An 18441-nucleotide genomic window follows, 5' to 3' on the forward strand; every position below is an offset into this window, starting at 1 on the left:
GGAGACCCGCCATGAACCCCACACCGGATACCGAAAACCCTGACGAGCCACGCCCACCGGGCGAAGTCGAACGCGACAACGACGCCCTGCGCCCCACCGACCCGAACCGACGCAAGGACAGCGGCAAAGGCACAGAAAGCGGCGAATCCACCGCGCAAGAAACTGCGAACACGCCCTGATCAGCGTCTATGCTGATTTGCACAGACAGCACTGACCCAAGGGCCAGAGCCGTCTGTTGCCATCCATCACAGGGAATGTATCGCCTATGAAACTCCACGCACTGACCAAAGCCATCACCCTGGCAACCTTGCTGTCCGCCGTCAGCCTCAGCGCCATGGCCGCGGAGATCCCGCTGTCTGCCGTTGTGGAGGCAGACCAAGTCACCACCAAAGTAGTCTCGGTCGACGCTGCCGCCCACCAAGTCGTCCTGGAAGGACCTGAAGGCAATCAGGTTCATGTGCAACTGACCGACAAAGCAAAAAATCTCGGCAAACTGAAAGTCGGCGATCAAGTTAACGTCAAAGTCACCCGCTCCGTCGCGGCCTCCCTCGACACCGATATCGACAAAGGCCTGCCAGGCACTGTCGAAAGTGCCGGCGAAGTCCGCGCCGCCCCCGGCAGTGACAACCCGGGTGGCGAAGCCTACCGCCAGGTACGAGTCCAGCTGAAAATCACCAAAATCGATGTGAAGAAACACAAGGTCACCTTCCAAAACCCCGCCGGCCAATCCAAAACCGTTGATGTCGTAAGACCCGAAATACAAGCGAAATTGAAAGACCTGAAAGTTGGCCAGAGTGTCATCGTGACCTACACCGATACACTGAAAGTGACCAGTAAACACTGAAGTTGAGTATTAGCTCTAAAGATTGATTGTTCTTGTACAGATTTTTTGTATAAGAACAATCAGTTTTAATGGTCGAACTGGTGGGTTTAGAAAGTTTCAGAATAATATTTGGAACGACATTTAATAAAAGTGGTATCGATAAAATTCATGGTTGTGTGTGCGGACAACTTCAAGAACATCAATTAGAATATTTCTCGTTCGCCCAGTGGCAGGGCTCTTTACCGGTGCATGGATTGCCAAGGCCATTACACTGGGCGAACACCTTCTTGGGGTGCGGTATGTGCCTGTCGTTTGATCTTGTTTTTCTGCACAACAAAGCCATTGATCAAAAAGCTGACCGGTTAGTCGATAATCGGGGTGGTTATTGTGTTGGGGTGATAATTTTTTTTTGGTGTTTGGGGGGACTGATTCGGGAGCGTGGATGCGAGGGAGGTGAGGGGGCTGTCATTTGTGTGAGGCTCGTAGCGGTATTGGCGGTGGAAAGCCAAAGGGGAGCGTATTTATTATCTAATAAAGTAGATTTGACCCCCTTTTGTGAAAAACGGGCGATCTTGAGATTGCCCGTTTTAGTATGTGTAGAGGGGTTATACCTCTTTTCTCCACCCTGAGAAAGTGATGAGTGTTCCTTCTTCCTCTTTATCCTTAATTTCGATTTTGTAGGTGCGGCCACCAGTAACCCCGTCAATTAGAGCCTTTTCATCATTGGCGCGTAACTCGGCATCCTTGGCGTGCTGTTGGTAAAACTCCACGACATCGGAGAACGGCGTATAGGTCTTCAACATGACTTCGAAATCATGCCGTGGCCGACCTGCCATTTCGTCGAAATCGCCGTAAATCGGCGCTCCTTTCATCCCGGGGGTGATGTAAGAACCGTCAACGCCAGCGCCTACGAGATAGGTGTTTTTTGGAAGCAGTGGCAGCATCGCTTTCGGAAAGTCCGAAGGTAATTGCGAGGCGCTCCAGGCGTCTTTTTTTGGCGCGGTGGTGATGTATTCGACCGTGGCAATTTTTTGCGCCTTGGCGCGTTTTTCAGGATCTTCACTCTCTGCCCAAATCGCGATCATGGGTGGCAACTGTTTGCTCCAGGCGATGATTGGATCTGCGTCACTCTTCTTTGCGTCTTTTGCCTGGAAGATAGTCAACACAGTTTCGGGGCTCGGGTTGCAGGACAACGTCTCTTTACTTGATTTGACTGTGCAGTGCCCGTTGACCAATCCAACGGCGATTAGCTGACCTTTTTCATCCAACAACAACGCGCCGCGTTCGTCGCCATTGTTACCGTCATTCATGGCGGTCAGCATCTTGCGCCCGGCAGGCACTCCCTCCTCAAACGTCGAGAACTCTGAGTCCAGAGCATCCAGAACTTGCGACACGATCATATAGTTGTCTTTGGTGTAACTACCGGTCGCGTAACCCATGAAGTCAACCAGCGCCGCGCGTATCGCTGGATCTTCGTTGAGTTTAAGCGGCTGTGTAGGGGCCGGCTCATTGGAGAGCAAGAGCACGATTGTACCATCGGAGCGCTTTTCTGAGTGAAGGGATAAAGCGGCGGCTTCGAGAGAGACGGTTAATGCTAATGACAGGGCGAAGAGACGTGTGATGGTAAACAAGGGTTCATTCCTTTGCTGGGTGGTGATCCGGGGGGTATAGAGGTGGATTTTTTCTAAAAAATGGTGAGAAATTTACGGGCTATCCCAAAACAAAAGGGGACGGTTTTATGCCCGGTAAAGTGAATAGAACCGTCCCAATTTTTTATTCTGGTTGTGAAAATAAACATGTCATTTTATATTTTTGAGTTTTGTGCTTTTAATAATAAATTCGTTAGTTCAGGGCAGGACTCAAGCTCCTCTTCTGAAAGGCTACTTATAATTCGTTTTATCTTGTCGGCGTATGTTTGCTCTATTGGGGTTTCTGTCCAGTCTAATTCTGATGCGGTAGCTATTAATACTTCTTTGTACTGCGAATCGAGAAGTTTTTTAAGAATTTCAATAGCAGAGGCGGAACGTTGCTCGCCTAAGGCGGCTGCGCTTCGCTCCTGCCAATACTTGGCTTTTGAGAGGATAGAACTATTGAGCTCTTTCCAATCCTCCGTGCTGAATTTCTCAAGTACGCCTTTCGCTACCTGCTCGGCGATATATTCATTCCAGTTAGATCCTTCGTCAGGGCCTAGCCAGTAGTTTAATTCGTCAAACTCTTTGCTATACATGTCGTTTTCTCGAAATTAGATCGGGGGTGACATTGGGGCGTCACCCGTATAAAAAAAAGGGGACGGATTTATTTTCTGTGGTGAAAAATAAATCCGTCCCCTTTTTTTCTTTGTTTTTTTCTGCTCTTTAAAAAATGGCGCGGATGTATTTTCTGTTATGAAAATAAATCCGTTCCCTTTTTTGTAGTAAGAAGCTCGCTCGTATTTTCTTATTTGATGCTAGAGTTGTTCGGAATCACTACTATTCATGTAAACTGATGGTCCGCAAAGTAAAGCGAATTTTGTTTTGAACTCAATTAGTGAGCTTGTGTTTGATGCATGAATTGTAAAAATATTTTCTTTGTTTGTGATGGTTATGTTAAGTTTTTCTTTCGTGGGTATGTTTTTTATCGTTAAGTCGCTGATTCCGCCGCAGTTTAGGCCGATGCGGCAGGTGTTGTAGTCAGACTTCTTCCATTTGAGAGGAGGTGCGTCAGGTAGTTGCTTGATGTCAAACTCTAAAATTATAGTTGGTCTGTTGTTGTCTATGCTTATAGTGAAAAGCTCAATTGTGTCTATTTCAACCGAAGTTGTGAAAATCTGGTTGAAGAAAGTACTGCCGTCAAGATTGTTCCAGAATTTCATAATTACTCCTTGAAGTAGAAGTGATCTTTTGCACCTGGGATCTTACCCGTTCTGGTGTTTTCAATCGGTCGCAAATTAAAATGAGCAGCCTGATCACCTTTGTTTCCAAGCTCATGGTATTGGTGACCCGCAGAATGGTCTTGAATAATTACCTTTGAACCATCGCCACGTGTGTATTGATATTCCCGTGTCAGTATTGGTTTTCCTTCGCTATTTAGAATACTTTCACCGGCTTTGTCTGTCATTCTCACATACTTGTACTGACGCGTTTTGCCTGTTGTAGGGTCGTAAACAGGGTCGGGCTGCTGTGTTCTTGGAACTCCTGCTTCGGATTTAGCTTGTTTGGAAAAAAAGGGGACGGATTTATTTTCTGTAGTGAAAATAAATCCGTCCCCTTTTTTAGAATGATGAATAGCACATGTTTAATGTCCATCTGTAGACCCGTGTGGAAGTGTGAAAATAAATCCGTCCCCTTTTCTATAGTCTGTGTCCAATTTAAAATCCTTTGGCTAGGTCGATTGCTGATTTGAATGCGTCTGCATTACTCGCTCACTTTTTTCTAGCCCCTTTTTTGGGAGTTAGTATCCCAAGGTTTCTACGTATAATATCCCAATTTTCTTCTATCTGGCGTGTTACCACAGATCTATTCTTGCACATTCGAATTCAATAATGTTTCCATTCTCTAGTCCACCTGGTAAAAATCATCAATCACCATTTTTATATTGCCGACGGCGATCACTTGATTTTTGGTGTCGACTATTTTGGCGACAACTTTTAGTTCCAGTTTTGCGTCTCTTGTTCTCCAAACTCCTAGTGCGGAGTTATCACTAATCATTGCATTTTTTATGGCGAATACGTGGAACTGGTCAGTCACGTACTCGCCAGCTTTGGCATTGCATTGCTGAGAGAAGGCGACGCAAGTGAATTAGCCGTCGCTGATTTCAACCTCCGCCTCTTCGGCCTCTCTTGAGGTCCATTTGATGATTTTAATTATCATGCTTTATCACTTGGATTGTGGTAATTGATATAGCAAAAAAATAGAAAAAGGGGCGGATTTATTTTCTATGGTGAAAATAAATTCGTCCCCTTTTTTGTCCGTCCCCTTTTTTGGCTTGGAAGTGACCACTTCTCCTTTAACAGTTTATATGGTATTAAATAAAGTCAGCGATTTTTAATTGTCATTATTCTTCAAATGAATGGTTTGCAATTTCGGACCAATTGTTTTTTTGAATTGTTTCTAAAGTTGGGTTTTCCGTCTCGAAGTCAACTAGCAAAGTAAGAAATCCATTTTTGTTTTCATTCGCGTCGCTAGAATTTAACCAGCCCATCTCGCACTCTTCACAGTGCAGATATAGCCTTTCATGAGTGAGGTCGCGGGTAATAATCAATCTACCCTGTTTGCAGGCTGGGCAGTTTTTATACCAGTAGTATTTTTTCATTTTTACTCTGCAGGATAAGAAGTGATTATTTTGTTGGTTCCTGGGACTAGCTTCATCTCAAGGTCGTAAAATAATTTCCCTAATTCTGCTTCATCCCCTCCGGAGCGGCCAACTATTTTAGCCATCGGCACACGTAATGTACCCGTTGAGTCCGGTTTAATTCCATCTGTTTGAGCTTTCTTCCAAGCCTCGTTAGTCACATCGACACCATCGCCATAGAAAACGCCGTGTTGTGGCTTGCCGGGATTGTCGACATTATGTAGCCGGACATGATCTTCTCGACTTTGGCCCTTGTACTTCCCTTTTGCAGGTACAACGCTTTTCCAATCGAGTTCTTCTCTAGGCGCTGGAGCGCTGGGTGATACTTCTGTGACACTCGAGTTCCCCGTTGGCTCATTGAGTCCAGTCCCCTTACTACCTGGACAACCACTACTCAACCCCAACGGATCCACCCACCCCGTAGGGTTAGGCACGTACTGGTAGTTATTCAACCCACCCGCAAGCTTGATCGGATCCGGCGTCAAAAACCGCCCGGTCCCCGGATTGTAGTAGCGATGCCGGTTGTAATGTAAGCCTGTCTCCGCATCGAAGTACTGCCCCTGAAAGCGCAACGGGTTGTCGATTTCAGCGACGTCGAGGGCGGCGAGGTTGCCGTAAGCGCGGTACTTGGCCGACCACATGATCTCACCGCTGTAATCGGTCAGTTCCTGCGGCGTACCAAGGTGGTCGAGTTGGTAGTAAAACGGCGTGGCTTTCAGTGGGCCTTCACCGTCGAGCATCGCCAGCGGACGGAAGCTGCCCGGTTCATAGATGTAAGTGCGATAGCGGTTGTCAGCGCTTTCAGCGATCAGGCGTTCACCTTGCCACAGGAATTCTGTGGTGCTGCCGTCGACGGTTTTTTCGATGCGGCGGCCGAAGGCGTCGTATTTGTAGGTCGCGGCACTGCCACCCGGCAGGCTGGCGCCGATCAAGCGGTGTTGGCAGTCGTAACGGTATTCGGTGACGAGTTTCTGCCCGGTGCCACGACGTTCTCGGGTCAGGTTACCGTAGGCGTCGTAGTCGTAGTGGCGGTCGCCCTGCATCAGCAGACGGTTGCCTTTGACGTTGGCCAGGTGCGCGGCGGGTTGATCGCCTTGGCCCAGCAAGTTGCCGGCCGGGTCGTGGGCGAAGCTTTCCGGGGTGCTGCCGCGAACGTTGATCAGGCGATCAAGTGGATCGTAGTGGAAGCTGCGGTTGCCTTTGCGGCTGTCGTCGATGCCGGCGAGGTTGCCATTGGCGTCATAGGCGTAGCGCCGGCGGAACAGGTTGCGGTCCTGCTGGCTGACGGTGTGCGCCTGTAATCTGCCTTGTTCGTCGTATTGGTACTGACTCAGCAACAGGCCTTGCTGGCGCTGTAGTTCCTGACCGGCGCTGAACTGATGGGAAGTCAGGCGCGAACCGTTGAGGTCGATGCTGCTGAGTTGACCGCCACGTTGATGGTGGTAATCGAGTTTGCTGCCGTCCGGCAGGCGGCAATGGCTGAGTTGACCGAGTTTGTCGTACTCGTAGCGCAGGGTGCCCCAACCTTGGTGTTCGGTGATGAGGCGGTCCTGCAAGTCGTATTCGTAGGCGAGCGGCCAGTGGCCGTCGTCAACGTTTACGAGGCGGCCGAAGGCGTCGTAGCTGTAGTGGATTTCCTCGCCATCGGCCAGGGTTTTCACCAGCAAGCGGCCAGCGGCGTCGCGTTGGTATGCGGTAATCAGTTCGCTGCCGTCATCACCGAACTCGGTTTTCTTCAGTAACCGACCATTGAGGTCGTATTCATAAGCGGTGCGACGACCGTCGAATCCGGTTTCCTGCTGGATCAGGCCATTGGCGTAGTAATCAAGGTGATACTGCTCGCCACGTTCGTTTTCGATCTCGGTCAACAATAGGCGCGAATTGTCGTAGCGGTAGCGCAACTGGCTGCCGTCTGGATTGATCCGGCGGCTGACCAAGTGCAGGCCGTCGGCGTACTCGTAACGGGTGATGCGACCGAGTTCATCGCGCTCGGCGGTGACGCGACCGTACGGATTGTAGGTGAACGCACGGGTAGCGCCGCCGGGCAGGGTGACTTGTGTCAGACGGTCGACAGCATCCCATTGATAGTGGGTGATCGCGCCGGTTTCTTCCTGGCGGGTGATCTGTCGGCCCAAGGCGTCATAACGGTATTTGCGTTGGCCGCCGTCGGGCAGGCTTTCTTCCAGCAGTTGACCGAGGTTGTTCCAGCCTAATTGATGGCGGCTGCCATCGGGGTGGCGGATTGCCAGCAGTCGGCCCTGACGGTCGTAGCTGTAGAGGGTGGCGTTGCCATCGGGGTCGATCTGTTGAGTGATGTCGCCCTGATTGTTGCGTTGATACTTCCACGTGGCTTTGCCGCGATGAACATCACTGACGAATCCATTGCTGTACTCATAAGTGACAGGTTCATCTTCCGGAGGAATGACGGCCGTCATCAAGCCGTCTTCGTCGTACCGGTATTCGGTCACCGCGCCCAACGGATCTTTTTCGGCGATCAGTTGGCCTTTTTCGTCATAAGCCTTGAGGTGTTCAGCGCCATCGGGGTCAATCTTGCTGATCAACCGCGCCTTATCGTCGTGGGTGTAAACCTCTTCGCTGCCATCGGCGTTGGTAACGGTCACGCTGCCTTTATCGTCCCAGACGTAGTGCGCTTCCATCTGCGAGAAACTCGCCCAGTGATGAACGCAACGCGCCAATTTGCCTTCGTTCTCCCACTCCCAGAAGAAGCTGGCGCCACCTGCCAGTTGCCGCTCAAGAATCACGTGTTGATCGTTGTAGCGATAGCGCTCGGCTTCACCGGCCGCGTTCTTCGCTTCGATCAGGCGATGCTGCTCGTCATAGCTATAGGTGACCAACGTCTGGACGGTGTTCCAGGCGTCTTCCAGATTGTCTGCCGGAAGGAACTGCTGATAATCGACGGCGACAATGTGCTTGCGGTCATAACGCAGGAGGAGGGCACGACCGGCACCGTTGTCGAGGCGCTTTATCCGCCCATGGATATCGCGAGTGATGTGCAACCGGTTGCCATAGCTATCGCTGATGGCAATCAAGGTTGCGCCTTTGCTGTTGAAGCGGAAGTGGTAGAACGAGGGACGGGTTCCGGCCTGCGCCAGAACAAGCTCCGATGGATCGTCACCAATGAAAATCGCAGCCCGAGACAGGCTGTTGGTAATGGCGGGGCGTTGTTGGCTCGGCAGCGGGAACGGCGTGGCACGGTTTTCGTGGTCGGTCCAGATGACTTCGTCACCGTTGATTTCGATCCGGTGTGCCAGCGCATGGCTCCAGCCGTATCCCAAACCACAATCGATCTCCACGGCGCTGGTTCGGTACAGGCGTGTCCACTCAAACGGCAGCAGACCGTCGAGTTGGCCATCGCTCAACGTCAACAATTCTTCGCCGGTGACCATCGAAACGGGGCATTTGTCGGTACAGGTTTTGGCGGCGGGCTCTGCGCTCTGGTTGGCAGGCGTCTTTGCTTGTCTGGAAACGTCATCACCGGCTTTGCCCCTGCCCAGTTTCGCGTTTTTCTTCCCGTCAAACCGCAACTGCGCCAAACCACTCTTCACCTGCGCCGTCACACCACGCGCCGCAACCGCCGTGTATTTCGTGACGTATTCCATGAAGCCTTTGATGATCTTGAACACCGACTCCACAAAGCCGGTCACCGCCTTGATGATGATTTCGCCGTACTTCTTCAACCGTGCCGCGAGGTAAATGACGCCAGTGCCTTCCGCTGCGATGGTCAGCACGATCGAGATGACGATGTCGATTGCGATTCCGACGACCGCTGCCGTGGTCATTTTTGCGACGTCGCCGGCCATCTTCATTGGCGGCAGGCCCGCCAGCCAGATAACGGCGCTGCGCACCATCAGGAACAGGGCGGCCTCGTCGCTGGCCAGCAACATGGCCTTTTTCATGACGTCAGGCGTTTGTTTGGCGAGATCGATCAGTTTCTGAGTGCCGGCACCGAGGTCTTTTGCAAACTTGCCAGGGTCTTGCAGGATATCCAGCACCAGACTGATGCCGTCCCAGACGCCTTTTATCGCTTCCCAGCCGCCTTCAAGGATGCCGTTGCCGACAGCCATCGCGGTGCCGGAAGCCGACACATTCGACCACTGAGGTTTGAACCCGGCCCACTCCTTGCGCAGGAAACCTTCCAGGTCCGCGGTGAGACCGCCATAGGAGTTGAATAGCGTATCGATCTGCGCTGGTGTCACTTCGTTGTGAACGCGGATCTTGTAGAACTTGCCCGGAACACCACCTGTCCAGGCCGCTTTGCCTTGAGCATCCAGCTTGACCTTGCTGATCGCGCCGCCTTCAACCGCAACGATTTCGACTTCGATATCGCCTAACGGGATGTCGTAAACCGATTCGAATTTGCTCTCGATCAGCAACGGCCCCTTGAGAGGACACTGGGCGACGTTTGAGGTGAAGTCACCGTCAGTCGTGCTCACTGATTTGCTGGTGTTGCCAACCTTAATCACTCGTTCCATGCCAAGCAGGGAGGGCAGGTCGGCGGCGCGGCTGCCTTTATCGGCGACTTTCGCGTACCAGGTTTTGGTTTGTTCCTGATACAGCGTCAAGCTGTCCTTGAACGTATTCAGTTGGTTATCAACGTAGGCAACGCGATCCATCAGCCTTGCTCCAGAATCAGGTGGTTTAACAGTGCTTCGTTCAGGTTTTTCGGAGCATCCGGGCGGCGCACGAAACGTGCGATTTTCAGCTTCAGGTTGCTCTCGGGGTAAGCGGCGTAGAGGTCTGGACGTTCCATCTCCAGCCACTGCATCAGGTTGCCCACCTGGGTTGACGGGTTCTTTTTCGCCAGGCCATCCAGCAACTCCTTCGGCACCTCCCACCAAGGCCAATCTTTCGCCTTCGGCACCACTCGCTGCCCAACGTCCAACCGTTTCCCATTAATCAGATACCGATCAAACACCGGCAGCACTTCACCCGCCGCGTCACCCAATCCTTCCAGAATCGGATAAATATGCCGCCCATCCCAGAAGCGGAAAAACACCTCGGTGCCGTCGGGCATGCGCACTTGGGTCAGGCTGTGAAGGTGTTCGAACACCACGTCGGGCGAGCTGGTTGAAACCGCCAGCCAACCCCAATCCTGCGCATCCGTCTCGGCAATCCACTGCAGAAAACCGGAGTTGGGTTTCAACTCGACGAGGTAGGGCATGACCTGTTGCCAGCCTGCGTAGGGGGTACCGCCCCAGATTGGCGTCGCCTGAGTCGTGGGATCGTTCTGATAAAGCGTCTTGAGCGCTTCGGCATCGCTGGCGGCGCTGACGATCAAATAAAGATGTTCATTGGCCTGCAACGGCCGTTCTGCAAGCCACGCCTGCGGAGTCAACAGATCAGATCGCACAAGCACCTGCCTTACATTTCTCACACTCTTCACAAAACGGCGCATTACGCTTCAGCGTATTAACCTGAGCCGGCGTCAACATCGCCCCAGCCCTGTCCACATCCGCCTGCTTCAACACCCCCGGCAATAACGGCGCCGCCCCGGTCCCACTGCCCGGTCCACCCCCGGAGTTCATGTTGATCACCGGGCCGCTCAGGGTCACGCCGCTGGCGTCGATCTTGATGAAGCTGCCGCCGCCCTTGAGGGTCAGTTCGCTGCCGGCTTCGAGCACGACTTTCATGCCGCTGCTCAGGTGAATCTCTTGGCCGGCGTCGATGAATTGCCCGGTGCCGATCTTGATGTGCTGGTTGACCCCCACGGTCAGGTGGTCGTTGGCGCGGGCTTCGACTTTGCGGTCGGCGTAGACGGTGTGGTGTTCTTCGGCCTTGAATTCGCTGTAGCTGTTTTGCTCGACGATGTCGTGGCGTTCGTTGCCGATGCGGATTTTCTGGTCGTGTTCGACGTTTTCGTCCCAGTCGCGCTGGGCGTGGAGGAAGATCTGTTCCTGGCCCTTTTTGTCTTCGATACGCAGTTCGTTGAAGCCGCCGCCACCCTTGGAACTGAGGGTTTTGAAGGTGCTGCGGGTCTTGTTCGCCGGCAGCGGGTAGGGGACGACGTTTTCCTTGTGGTACAGGCAGCCGCTGATCAGCGGTTGGTCGGGGTCGCCTTCGAGGAAGGTGACGAGCACTTCCATGCCGATCCGCGGGATGGCGATGCCGCCATAGTGGGCGCCGGCCCAGGCGGAGGAGACGCGCAGCCAGCAGCTGGTCTTGTCGTCGGCCTGGCCTTCGCGGTCCCAGTGGAATTGCACTTTGACGCGGCCGTACTGGTCGCAGTGGATCTCTTCACCTTTGGGGCCGGTGACCACGGCGCTTTGGCTGCCGAGGATGCGCGGTTTCTTTTGCGTCAGGGGCGGGCGGTTCGGCACGTCCCACGGGGTCGCCTGAAAGCGGTTGCGGTAGCCCTGGTGGAAATCGCCCTTGAGGCGGGTGGTGTCGCTGGTGACCGATTCTTCCAGCACTTGCGGCTGTTTGCCTTCGTGCAGGACTTCGGTGAGCAACCACAGGTCGTTCCATTTGGCTTTCGGGTGTTGGGTCAGGGCCAGGAAGTGGCCGCTGACCAGCAACGGCTGATCGCTTTTGCCTTCGGCGAGCTGGAAGTCGCTGCGGTGGCGTTCCAGGCTGCGTTTGGCCAGGTGCTTGCCGCGTTCGCGGTCGATGAAGCGACCGGGATAGTCGTAGTCTTCGAGGTCGGGCAGGGCGTCGCCACGGTTTTCGCTTTCCAGCGTCAGGCGCGGTTTTTCGAAGTCGTAGTCACGGCGGGTGGTGCGGCTGGTGCGGGTTTCCAGGCGCAGGTCAAAGCGCTTGATCACCGGGTCGGTGGCGACCATGCCGGAATCTTGCTGATAGGCCACGGGGGCGAGTTTCGGGAACACCGTCTGGTCATCGCCGAACACCAGCTTGTGGGCCGTGGCGCTGTGCTGGAAGTGGTAGTGGATACCTTCTTCCTCGCACAGGCGCTGGACAAATTGCAGGTCCGATTCATCGTACTGAACGCAGTAAATGCGCTCAGGATAAATCGCCCCGACTTTGAATTCGTAGGCATTGCTCTGGATGCCGTGCTCTTCGAGGACCATGCCGATGATTTTCGGCACCGTCAGGTTCTGGAAGATGCGTTGGTTGATGCGGTGCGCGAGGTAGGACAGTTGCGGGCGCAGGGTCACCGCGTAGCGGGTCAGACGTTTGCCGGAATCACCCTGGGCGGCGCGATAGATCTGGCCATGAATGCCGCTGCCGTCAGGCGAGAGCTGCAGGAAGGCCGGTTTGTGCAGCAGGGTTTCGAGGTCCAGGGACGGCTGTTCACTGACCAGCTCCACCTCAAACACAAAAGGCTGGCTGATGGCTTCCCGACCTTGCAGGGAAAGGACCTGAAAGTCGCTGGAAAGACCTTCAATAGTCAGGGCAAAGTGAGTCTGATTGGCCGGCGCGAACATCCCTTGTTCCTCGTGCAGTGCAGCGGCGTTCGCCAAAAGCCCCAGGAAAAGGGGTCAGCAGACGCAAAATTCTGGAAAGGCGTAAACAACATCGACCAGCAGAGCTGGCCGATGCGTGAAGCGGTCAGCCGCGATTAAGCGACTGGCAGACGCCAGTCATCGGAACCCGAAGTACCGGATACTTCGTGGGTCCAGGTGATTTTGCGGTAGGTGAATTGCACTTCTTCCAGGTGCGTGAAGTGCGAGTTTGACGGATCCTGGCAGTTGTGCATTTTGTTGTTGATGGCGACGATGATCGCGTCTTCCAGTTTGGTGGTGTAGTAGTGCTCTTGGGTACCTTGAGCCGAAGTGCGGTACCACTGGATAACGATCTCGCTCATGCGCTCGCCGGAAGTCAGGGCGGCTTGCAGCAGTGGCGAAGACTTGTCGTAGACTTTGGTGATCACGACTGGCTTGTGTACGCGCTGGCCGGTTGGCTGGCCGGACTGCGGGTCACGCGGGATGATCACGTCGTGGCTGAAAGCCTGAACCATGACCTGGTCTTCGTGACCTTCCTGGTAGGTGTTGCCAACCGAGTCGGCGGTGAATGCGCCGGCAGTGATCAGACCTTGTTTTTCGCCAGTGACGGACATGTACGCTGGTGTAGCCATGGATGTGCTCCTTGCTGAATAAAGTGAGGGTGCCCGGGAGGCGGTATCGCCCGGTGGGTGGCTGACTGTTATCAAGGTCCGTGCCATAAATTGATAAAGCCATATAAATCAAGGTCTTGATCTTTTTTTTAGGCTGTTGAAACGAGGTTGGGCCAAGAACACGAAGGAATGTGCGCAAGAACTTGCGCACCACTGCGCAACTTCTTGCGCACTTGGCTGAAAGGCTTGGCAGGCTGGGCGTTTAGCGCCAAGGTAGGACCGTTCTGAAGAAAGGGTGCGCAAGAACTTGCGCATCAAGGCTTTGCGCTATCACTCGATGGCACTGCACATCCGGTGCAACGAATCGGTTGGCACAGTGGTCCATAAAAACAGCGCCGTCGAGCGTCCGAACAACCCTGAAACGGAGTGAGAACGACATGAAAATCCTGATGGTTTTAACGTCCCACGATCAATTGGGTGACACGGGTAAGAAAACCGGCTTCTGGCTGGAAGAATTCGCCGCACCGTACTTCGCTTTCAAGGATGCCGGCGCTCAGTTGACCCTGGTCTCGCCCAAGGGTGGCCAGCCGCCGCTGGACCCGAAAAGCGACGAGCCGGACGCGCAAACCGCGGCCACCGATCGTTTTCGCAAAGATTCCGCCGCTCAGTCCGCATTGGCGTCTACCGCTCTGCTGAGCAGCGCGCGAGCTGAAGATTACGACGCGGTTTTCTACCCTGGCGGTCATGGCCCGTTGTGGGACCTGGCCAACGACAAGAATTCAATTGCGCTGATCGAGGCATTTATCAAGGCGGGCAAGCCGGTTGCAGCCGTTTGTCATGCGCCCGGTGTGTTGCGTGACGTCAAGGGGGCCGACGGCCAGCCGCTGGTCAAAGGCAAGCGTGTGACGGGGTTTACCAACTCTGAGGAAGAGGCGGTGCAACTGACGAAGGTCGTGCCGTTTTTGGTGGAGGACATGCTCAAGGAGAAAGGCGGTGTGTATTCCAAGGGCGCGGATTGGGCGAGTTACGTGCTCACGGATGGTTTGCTGATCACGGGGCAGAATCCGGCGTCGTCTGAAGCTGCCGCCGAAGCGTTGTTGGCGAAGTTGAAATAAGATCAAAGGATCGCAGCCTCGTTTCACTCGACAGCTCCTACAGGGGATCGCTTTTCAACTGTAGGAGGTGTCGTAGGCTGCGTTTTTGTGCGACTGAGGTTTAGCTCAACGCTGCAAAACACTCTTCGATGGAACGCCGCTGCGTCTCGGCATACAGCCCCAATTCATCAATCGTCGGCCGTCCCAGGGCTTGTTCAAAAGCCTGGCGGTTCGAATGCACGCCGTAATTTACCTGAGCGGCATCCCCCAGGTTCGACTGAAATATCCCCGCCGCACTGACCGGCAGAAAATCTTCATACACCAACGGTTCCACCCGCAAATAGCCGCCGCTGAGCAGATCGTCCAGGGTCAAGGATTTCAGCTCATCCGCTGCAAGGCCTTTTTCCGTGACGAAATAGCGGAAGTACGCCAGTTCCTGTTGGCGCATGCCGTCGTAGGTGTCAGGGAATTCGCCGAAATGCTGCGTCATCAACGCGTTGTAACGGGCGGCATTGGCTTCGTTGGGGAAGTCATTCAATTCATCGCGGGCGGCGTTGAGTAGACGATCGTACAGCGCCCGGCCTTTGGGGGTGAGCGCCGCGCCCCGTTGTTCGATTTCACCAAAACGTGCGCTGTGGCTGCCGCGAGTCTCGGCTTGATCGGTGAAGGCAATCGGTTCGTCCAGTGCCTTGAAACTGGTCTGGCGCAGCAGAATCGGGCACTGACGGCGGGGCGGGCCTTCGATCACGGCTTTGGGCGTGATGCCATGGGCGGGCATTTGTGCCTGGACGATGTCGATGTCCAGGGTGCGCGGCGTCAGGTGATTGATGTGCGGGCCTTTGAACGCCACCACGTCGGCGATCAGGCGGTGCTGGGCGCTGAGTTTTTGGTACTGCTCGGCGGTGACGGTGGCGCTGTGGTGCCAGCGAAAGGTTTCCAGCGCCTGTTCGACGAAATCCCGGGCCTCTTGTTCGGTAAGGCCACCTTCGGTTTCAGCGCGCTCGATCAGTGCCAGCGCAGTCGGGGTGAAAATCTGCCGCTTATCCAGCACCGACTGGGCGAAGGCCCGCAGTGCCGGGTCTTCGATCAGTTCCAGGCGCAGCAGCGAAGTGAACACCCGGAACGGGCTGACTTGCAGCGCGGCTTCGTGCACGGCGCGGAAGGCGGTGGAATGCACCGGTACGCCGGCCGGGGTCAGGTCGTAGTAACCGACAGGTTGCATGCCCATCACCGCGAACAGGCGGGCGAGGGTGGCCAGTTCACCGGCGGTGCCGACGCGGATGGCGCCGTGTCGCTCAAGGTCCAATCGCTCGATTTCGCCGGTGCTGTTCAATTGCCGGGCGATCTGCGGATCGCTGTCCAGCACGTGGCGGTTGGTCTGCTCTACCAATTCCATCAGCGCGCCGTATAGCGGCACTTCTTCGCGGTACATGTCGGACATCGCTTTGGAGAAGCGTTGGCGGATCAGGTCAGGGCTGACGAAGCTTGGGTGGCTCATGAAAAAAATTCCTGGCGCGGTGACGTGAAGGATGTGGGAAAAGATCGCAGCCTTCTGCGGCGCCGACAAACGAAGAATCTTACGGACTTCATTCTGCCAAGGACTGCATGCACCCGTCCGGTGTAGCCGCTACCGAGCCAGTGGTTACAGGTGAGAACGGCTTTCCGAACGCAGCGATCCCAAGAACTCTCGGTACAAGCGCGCGGTATTGCTCGGCTGTTCGACCATTGGCATATGGCCGCTGTGGTCCCAGATGACCACTCGCAAATCAGCGATGCCTTTACTCCACACGGCCACGCTGCTGACATCGATCAAGCGGTCCTTGTGGCCCCATAGCAACAGGGCCGGGCATTTGATGTCGGGCAGTTTGGGCTCCATCGGCGGGCTGGCACGGAAATCGTTGAAGATTTCCTCCAGCTCCTCGCGACTCTGTTCATAGCGCTGCGCAATGGCGTCCAGCACCACGCCCGGCACCCACGGTGGTTCGGCCATGGTCATGGCGTAGAAGCGTCGGAATTCTTCCCGCGAATGAATCAGGAACGGGTTATGTCCCTTGGCCAGGTGTCGCTCCAGGTCGCTGGCTTCGGGGGCGGTCACGCCGGCCGGATCGATCAGCGCGACCGAGGCAATCCGCTCCGGATACGTCGCCGCCAGCCACGCCGCCATGTAGCCGCCCATCGAGTTGCCGATCACATGGACCTTGTCGACCCCGCAGACGTCCAGCAGCTGGATCATTCGTTTGGCCTGCAGGGGGATGTCGTAGCCGCCCCCGGCCTTGAAGCCGGTTTCGCCATGACCGGCGATGTCGGGGATGATCACGCGATAGTTGCCGACAAAATGCCGGGCGAAACGTAGCCAGATGTTCTTGTCGGCGCTGAAGCCATGCAGCATCAGTACGCTGCTGGACGCTTCGTAGGGCCCGCCTTGCCAGGTCGACACGGTCATTTCGGCGATCGGCACAACGATCTTATGCAGCCGATACAGCTTGGCCTCCAGGGCGGTGTCCAAGTCATACAGCCAGTAACCGATGGCCGGGTAGCTCAACCAGCTCCAGGCTACGAAAACGGCGATCGCGACAACTAAAACAAGCATCAGGCGTTTTCCTTGGCAGTGATCAGGACAAAATGTGGTCGGCGGGTTTCAGTGCCCGCGTCAACCGGTGATAGCTGAAACTGAACCCCGGAAACATGGCAACGACGTGACCGCTCCTGCTTTGATACCAACTGTGGCAGCCGCCGGACTTCCAGACGGTGCGTTCCATTTCCCGGTGGATCATCTCAGTGTAGGTACGTTCTGCCTCGGGGCGAACTTCGATGCTGCGCAAACCGCGTTCTTTGAGCGTGCGGATGCAGTCGAGGATGTAGTTCATCTGCGATTCGATGATGAACAGCGCCGAGGTGTGGCCGATGCCGGTGTTGGGGCCGGTGACGATAAACAGGTTGGGAAAGTCCGGCAGGCTGGTGCCCAGGTACGCCCGTGGATACTGCGCCCAGACGTCTTTGAGCCGGGTGCCGTGCTTGCCGGTGACCGGGTAGGAAATCACCCCGTCGGTGGCGTCGTACCCGGTGGACCAGACGATCAGGTCCAGATCGATGTGCTGGCCGTCCTGGGTGACGATGCCGGTTTCGTCGATGGACGCGATGCCTTGCTCGCGGCTATGCAGCGTCACGTTGCTGCGCCCCAGCGCCGGGTACAGGGTGCTTGAGATAATCACGCGCTTGCAGCCGATGGTGAAGTCCGGGGTCAACTTGCGGCGCAATTCGGGGTCGGGCACCTGGCGCTTGAGGAAACGCAAGGCATGTTGCTGGACCATGCGAATCGCCGGTTTTGAGTATTTGAAGGCAATCACTCGGGTTTCGAACTGCCAGTAGAGCCTCCAGCGCAGCAGCTTGTACGCCGGTTTGAAGCCCAGTAACCAACGCTGGAAGGGGCCGAAGGCGCGGTCGGCGCGTGGCAGTACCCAGTGCGGCGTGCGCTGGAACACATGCAGGTGCTCGACGTCGGGAGCAATCGTCGGGATGACCTGAGCGGCACTGGCGCCGCTGCCGACGATGGCAACGCGTTTGTGCCGGTAGTCGAAGGCGTGATCCCAATTGTTGGTGTGAAAGGTCTTGCCTTGAAAACGTTCCTGGCCTTCGAAATGCGGGATGACCGGTTGGCTCAACGGCCCCGTGGCATTGATCAGGAACTGCGCGTAAAAAGTGCCTTTGGTGCCGGTGTGGACGGCCCAGCGCTGATTATCGGCGTCCCATTCGACGGATTCGACATTGGCTTGCAACTCGACCCTGTCCCGCAGGCCGAAGAGGTCCACCACGTACTCGGTGTAGTGGTGCAGTTCAGCCTGTTCGGCGAACATTTGCGTCCAGCGGTAAGGGGCGAAGGACAATGAATAAAGCGGCGAGGGCACGTCGACGGCGGCGCCGGGGTAGGTGTTCTGGCACCAGGTGCCGCCGAAAAAGTCCCGTCGTTCCAACAGGCGAAAATCGTCGATGCCTGCCTTGAGCAAATTGATCGCCGCGCACTGACCGCCAAAACCGCTGCCGATGATCAACACCTGAAAGGTCTGCATGGGCCTCCTTGGTAATGGTTGCTGACCGAACCCTCTCTTCATGTATAGCCAAACATTGGCCGGTCGACCTGCATAAACCGGGTTGCCCACCGGTGA

Annotated in this window: 17 protein-coding genes; 4 read left to right on the plus strand and 13 right to left on the minus strand. The window is 55.2% G+C overall.

The features are described 5' to 3' along the window. Positions 1–11 precede the first annotated feature (11 nt). The 3 genes from HNR03_RS14220 (at position 12) to HNR03_RS14230 (ending at position 1452) form a co-directional block, all read left to right on the plus strand. Positions 12–179 (plus strand): hypothetical protein, encoded by a 168-nt coding sequence (locus HNR03_RS14220; RefSeq protein ID WP_222585956.1) that lies wholly within the window; start codon positions 12–14, stop codon positions 177–179. Between the two features lie 86 nt (positions 180–265). Next, positions 266–844: a hypothetical protein gene (locus HNR03_RS14225; protein ID WP_259154210.1), complete on the plus strand. Its 579-nt coding sequence runs from the start codon at positions 266–268 to the stop codon at positions 842–844. 68 nt (positions 845–912) lie between these two features. Continuing rightward, complete coding sequence (locus tag HNR03_RS14230; RefSeq protein ID WP_259154211.1) at positions 913–1452, plus strand: hypothetical protein; 540 nt, start codon at positions 913–915, stop codon at positions 1450–1452. On the opposite strand, the gene HNR03_RS14235 is transcribed toward HNR03_RS14230, so the two are convergent. The 10 genes from HNR03_RS14235 to HNR03_RS14280 all read right to left on the minus strand — a co-directional run bounded on the left by HNR03_RS14235 (position 1429) and on the right by HNR03_RS14280 (position 13205). Next, positions 1429–2454, minus strand: a complete 1026-nt coding sequence (locus tag HNR03_RS14235) for a hypothetical protein (RefSeq protein WP_259154212.1) — start codon at positions 2452–2454, stop codon at positions 1429–1431. The genes HNR03_RS14230 and HNR03_RS14235 overlap by 24 nt on opposite strands. A 173-nt stretch (positions 2455–2627) precedes the next feature. Next, the gene (locus HNR03_RS14240) at positions 2628–3050 is read right to left on the minus strand and encodes a HEAT repeat domain-containing protein (protein WP_259154213.1); all 423 of its coding nucleotides are present in this window, start codon (positions 3048–3050) and stop codon (positions 2628–2630) included. A 219-nt stretch (positions 3051–3269) separates the two neighbouring features. Continuing rightward, a complete protein-coding gene (locus HNR03_RS14245) occupies positions 3270–3674 on the minus strand; it encodes an immunity 50 family protein (protein ID WP_259154215.1) in 405 nt (134 codons plus the stop codon). A 2-nt stretch (positions 3675–3676) separates the two neighbouring features. Further along, entirely contained in the window at positions 3677–3919 is a 243-nt protein-coding gene (locus tag HNR03_RS14250) for an HNH/endonuclease VII fold putative polymorphic toxin (protein WP_259154216.1), read from the minus strand. Between the two features lie 437 nt (positions 3920–4356). Further along, positions 4357–4548 carry a hypothetical protein gene (locus HNR03_RS14255; protein ID WP_259154218.1) on the minus strand — a complete coding sequence of 64 codons (192 nt, stop codon included), beginning with the start codon at positions 4546–4548 and terminating at the stop codon, positions 4357–4359. A gap of 307 nt (positions 4549–4855) precedes the next feature. Continuing rightward, complete coding sequence (locus HNR03_RS14260) at positions 4856–5113, minus strand: hypothetical protein (RefSeq protein WP_259154219.1); 258 nt, start codon at positions 5111–5113, stop codon at positions 4856–4858. A 2-nt stretch (positions 5114–5115) separates the two neighbouring features. After that, complete coding sequence (locus HNR03_RS14265) at positions 5116–9786, minus strand: RHS repeat protein (RefSeq protein WP_259154220.1); 4671 nt, start codon at positions 9784–9786, stop codon at positions 5116–5118. Further along, positions 9786–10523, minus strand: a complete 738-nt coding sequence (locus HNR03_RS14270) for a DUF4123 domain-containing protein (RefSeq protein ID WP_259154221.1) — start codon at positions 10521–10523, stop codon at positions 9786–9788. Before HNR03_RS14270 ends, HNR03_RS14265 begins: the two co-directional genes overlap by 1 nt. Next, a complete protein-coding gene (gene tssI, locus HNR03_RS14275) occupies positions 10513–12555 on the minus strand; it encodes a type VI secretion system tip protein TssI/VgrG (protein WP_259154222.1) in 2043 nt (680 codons plus the stop codon). Before tssI ends, HNR03_RS14270 begins: the two co-directional genes overlap by 11 nt. A 134-nt stretch (positions 12556–12689) precedes the next feature. After that, on the minus strand, positions 12690–13205 hold the full coding sequence (locus tag HNR03_RS14280) for an Hcp family type VI secretion system effector (protein WP_007948242.1): 516 nt from the start codon (positions 13203–13205) through the stop codon (positions 12690–12692). A gap of 416 nt (positions 13206–13621) precedes the next feature. Between HNR03_RS14280 and HNR03_RS14285 the strand changes: the two genes are divergently transcribed. Next, positions 13622–14299: a type 1 glutamine amidotransferase domain-containing protein gene (locus HNR03_RS14285; RefSeq protein WP_222585970.1), complete on the plus strand. Its 678-nt coding sequence runs from the start codon at positions 13622–13624 to the stop codon at positions 14297–14299. Between the two features lie 100 nt (positions 14300–14399). Here HNR03_RS14285 and HNR03_RS14290 read toward each other — a convergent pair whose 3' ends face one another. The 3 genes from HNR03_RS14290 to HNR03_RS14300 form a co-directional block, all read right to left on the minus strand. After that, on the minus strand, positions 14400–15776 hold the full coding sequence (locus tag HNR03_RS14290) for a VOC family protein (protein ID WP_259154224.1): 1377 nt from the start codon (positions 15774–15776) through the stop codon (positions 14400–14402). Positions 15777–15920: 144 nt separating this feature from the next. Next, a complete protein-coding gene (locus tag HNR03_RS14295; protein ID WP_259154226.1) occupies positions 15921–16868 on the minus strand; it encodes an alpha/beta fold hydrolase in 948 nt (315 codons plus the stop codon). Between the two features lie 22 nt (positions 16869–16890). Further along, entirely contained in the window at positions 16891–18345 is a 1455-nt protein-coding gene (locus HNR03_RS14300; protein WP_259154227.1) for an NAD(P)/FAD-dependent oxidoreductase, read from the minus strand. Positions 18346–18441: the final 96 nt, after the last annotated feature.

It is taken from the genome of Pseudomonas sp. JAI111 (genome assembly GCF_024809425.1).
In the GTDB taxonomy this organism is placed as follows: domain Bacteria; phylum Pseudomonadota; class Gammaproteobacteria; order Pseudomonadales; family Pseudomonadaceae; genus Aquipseudomonas.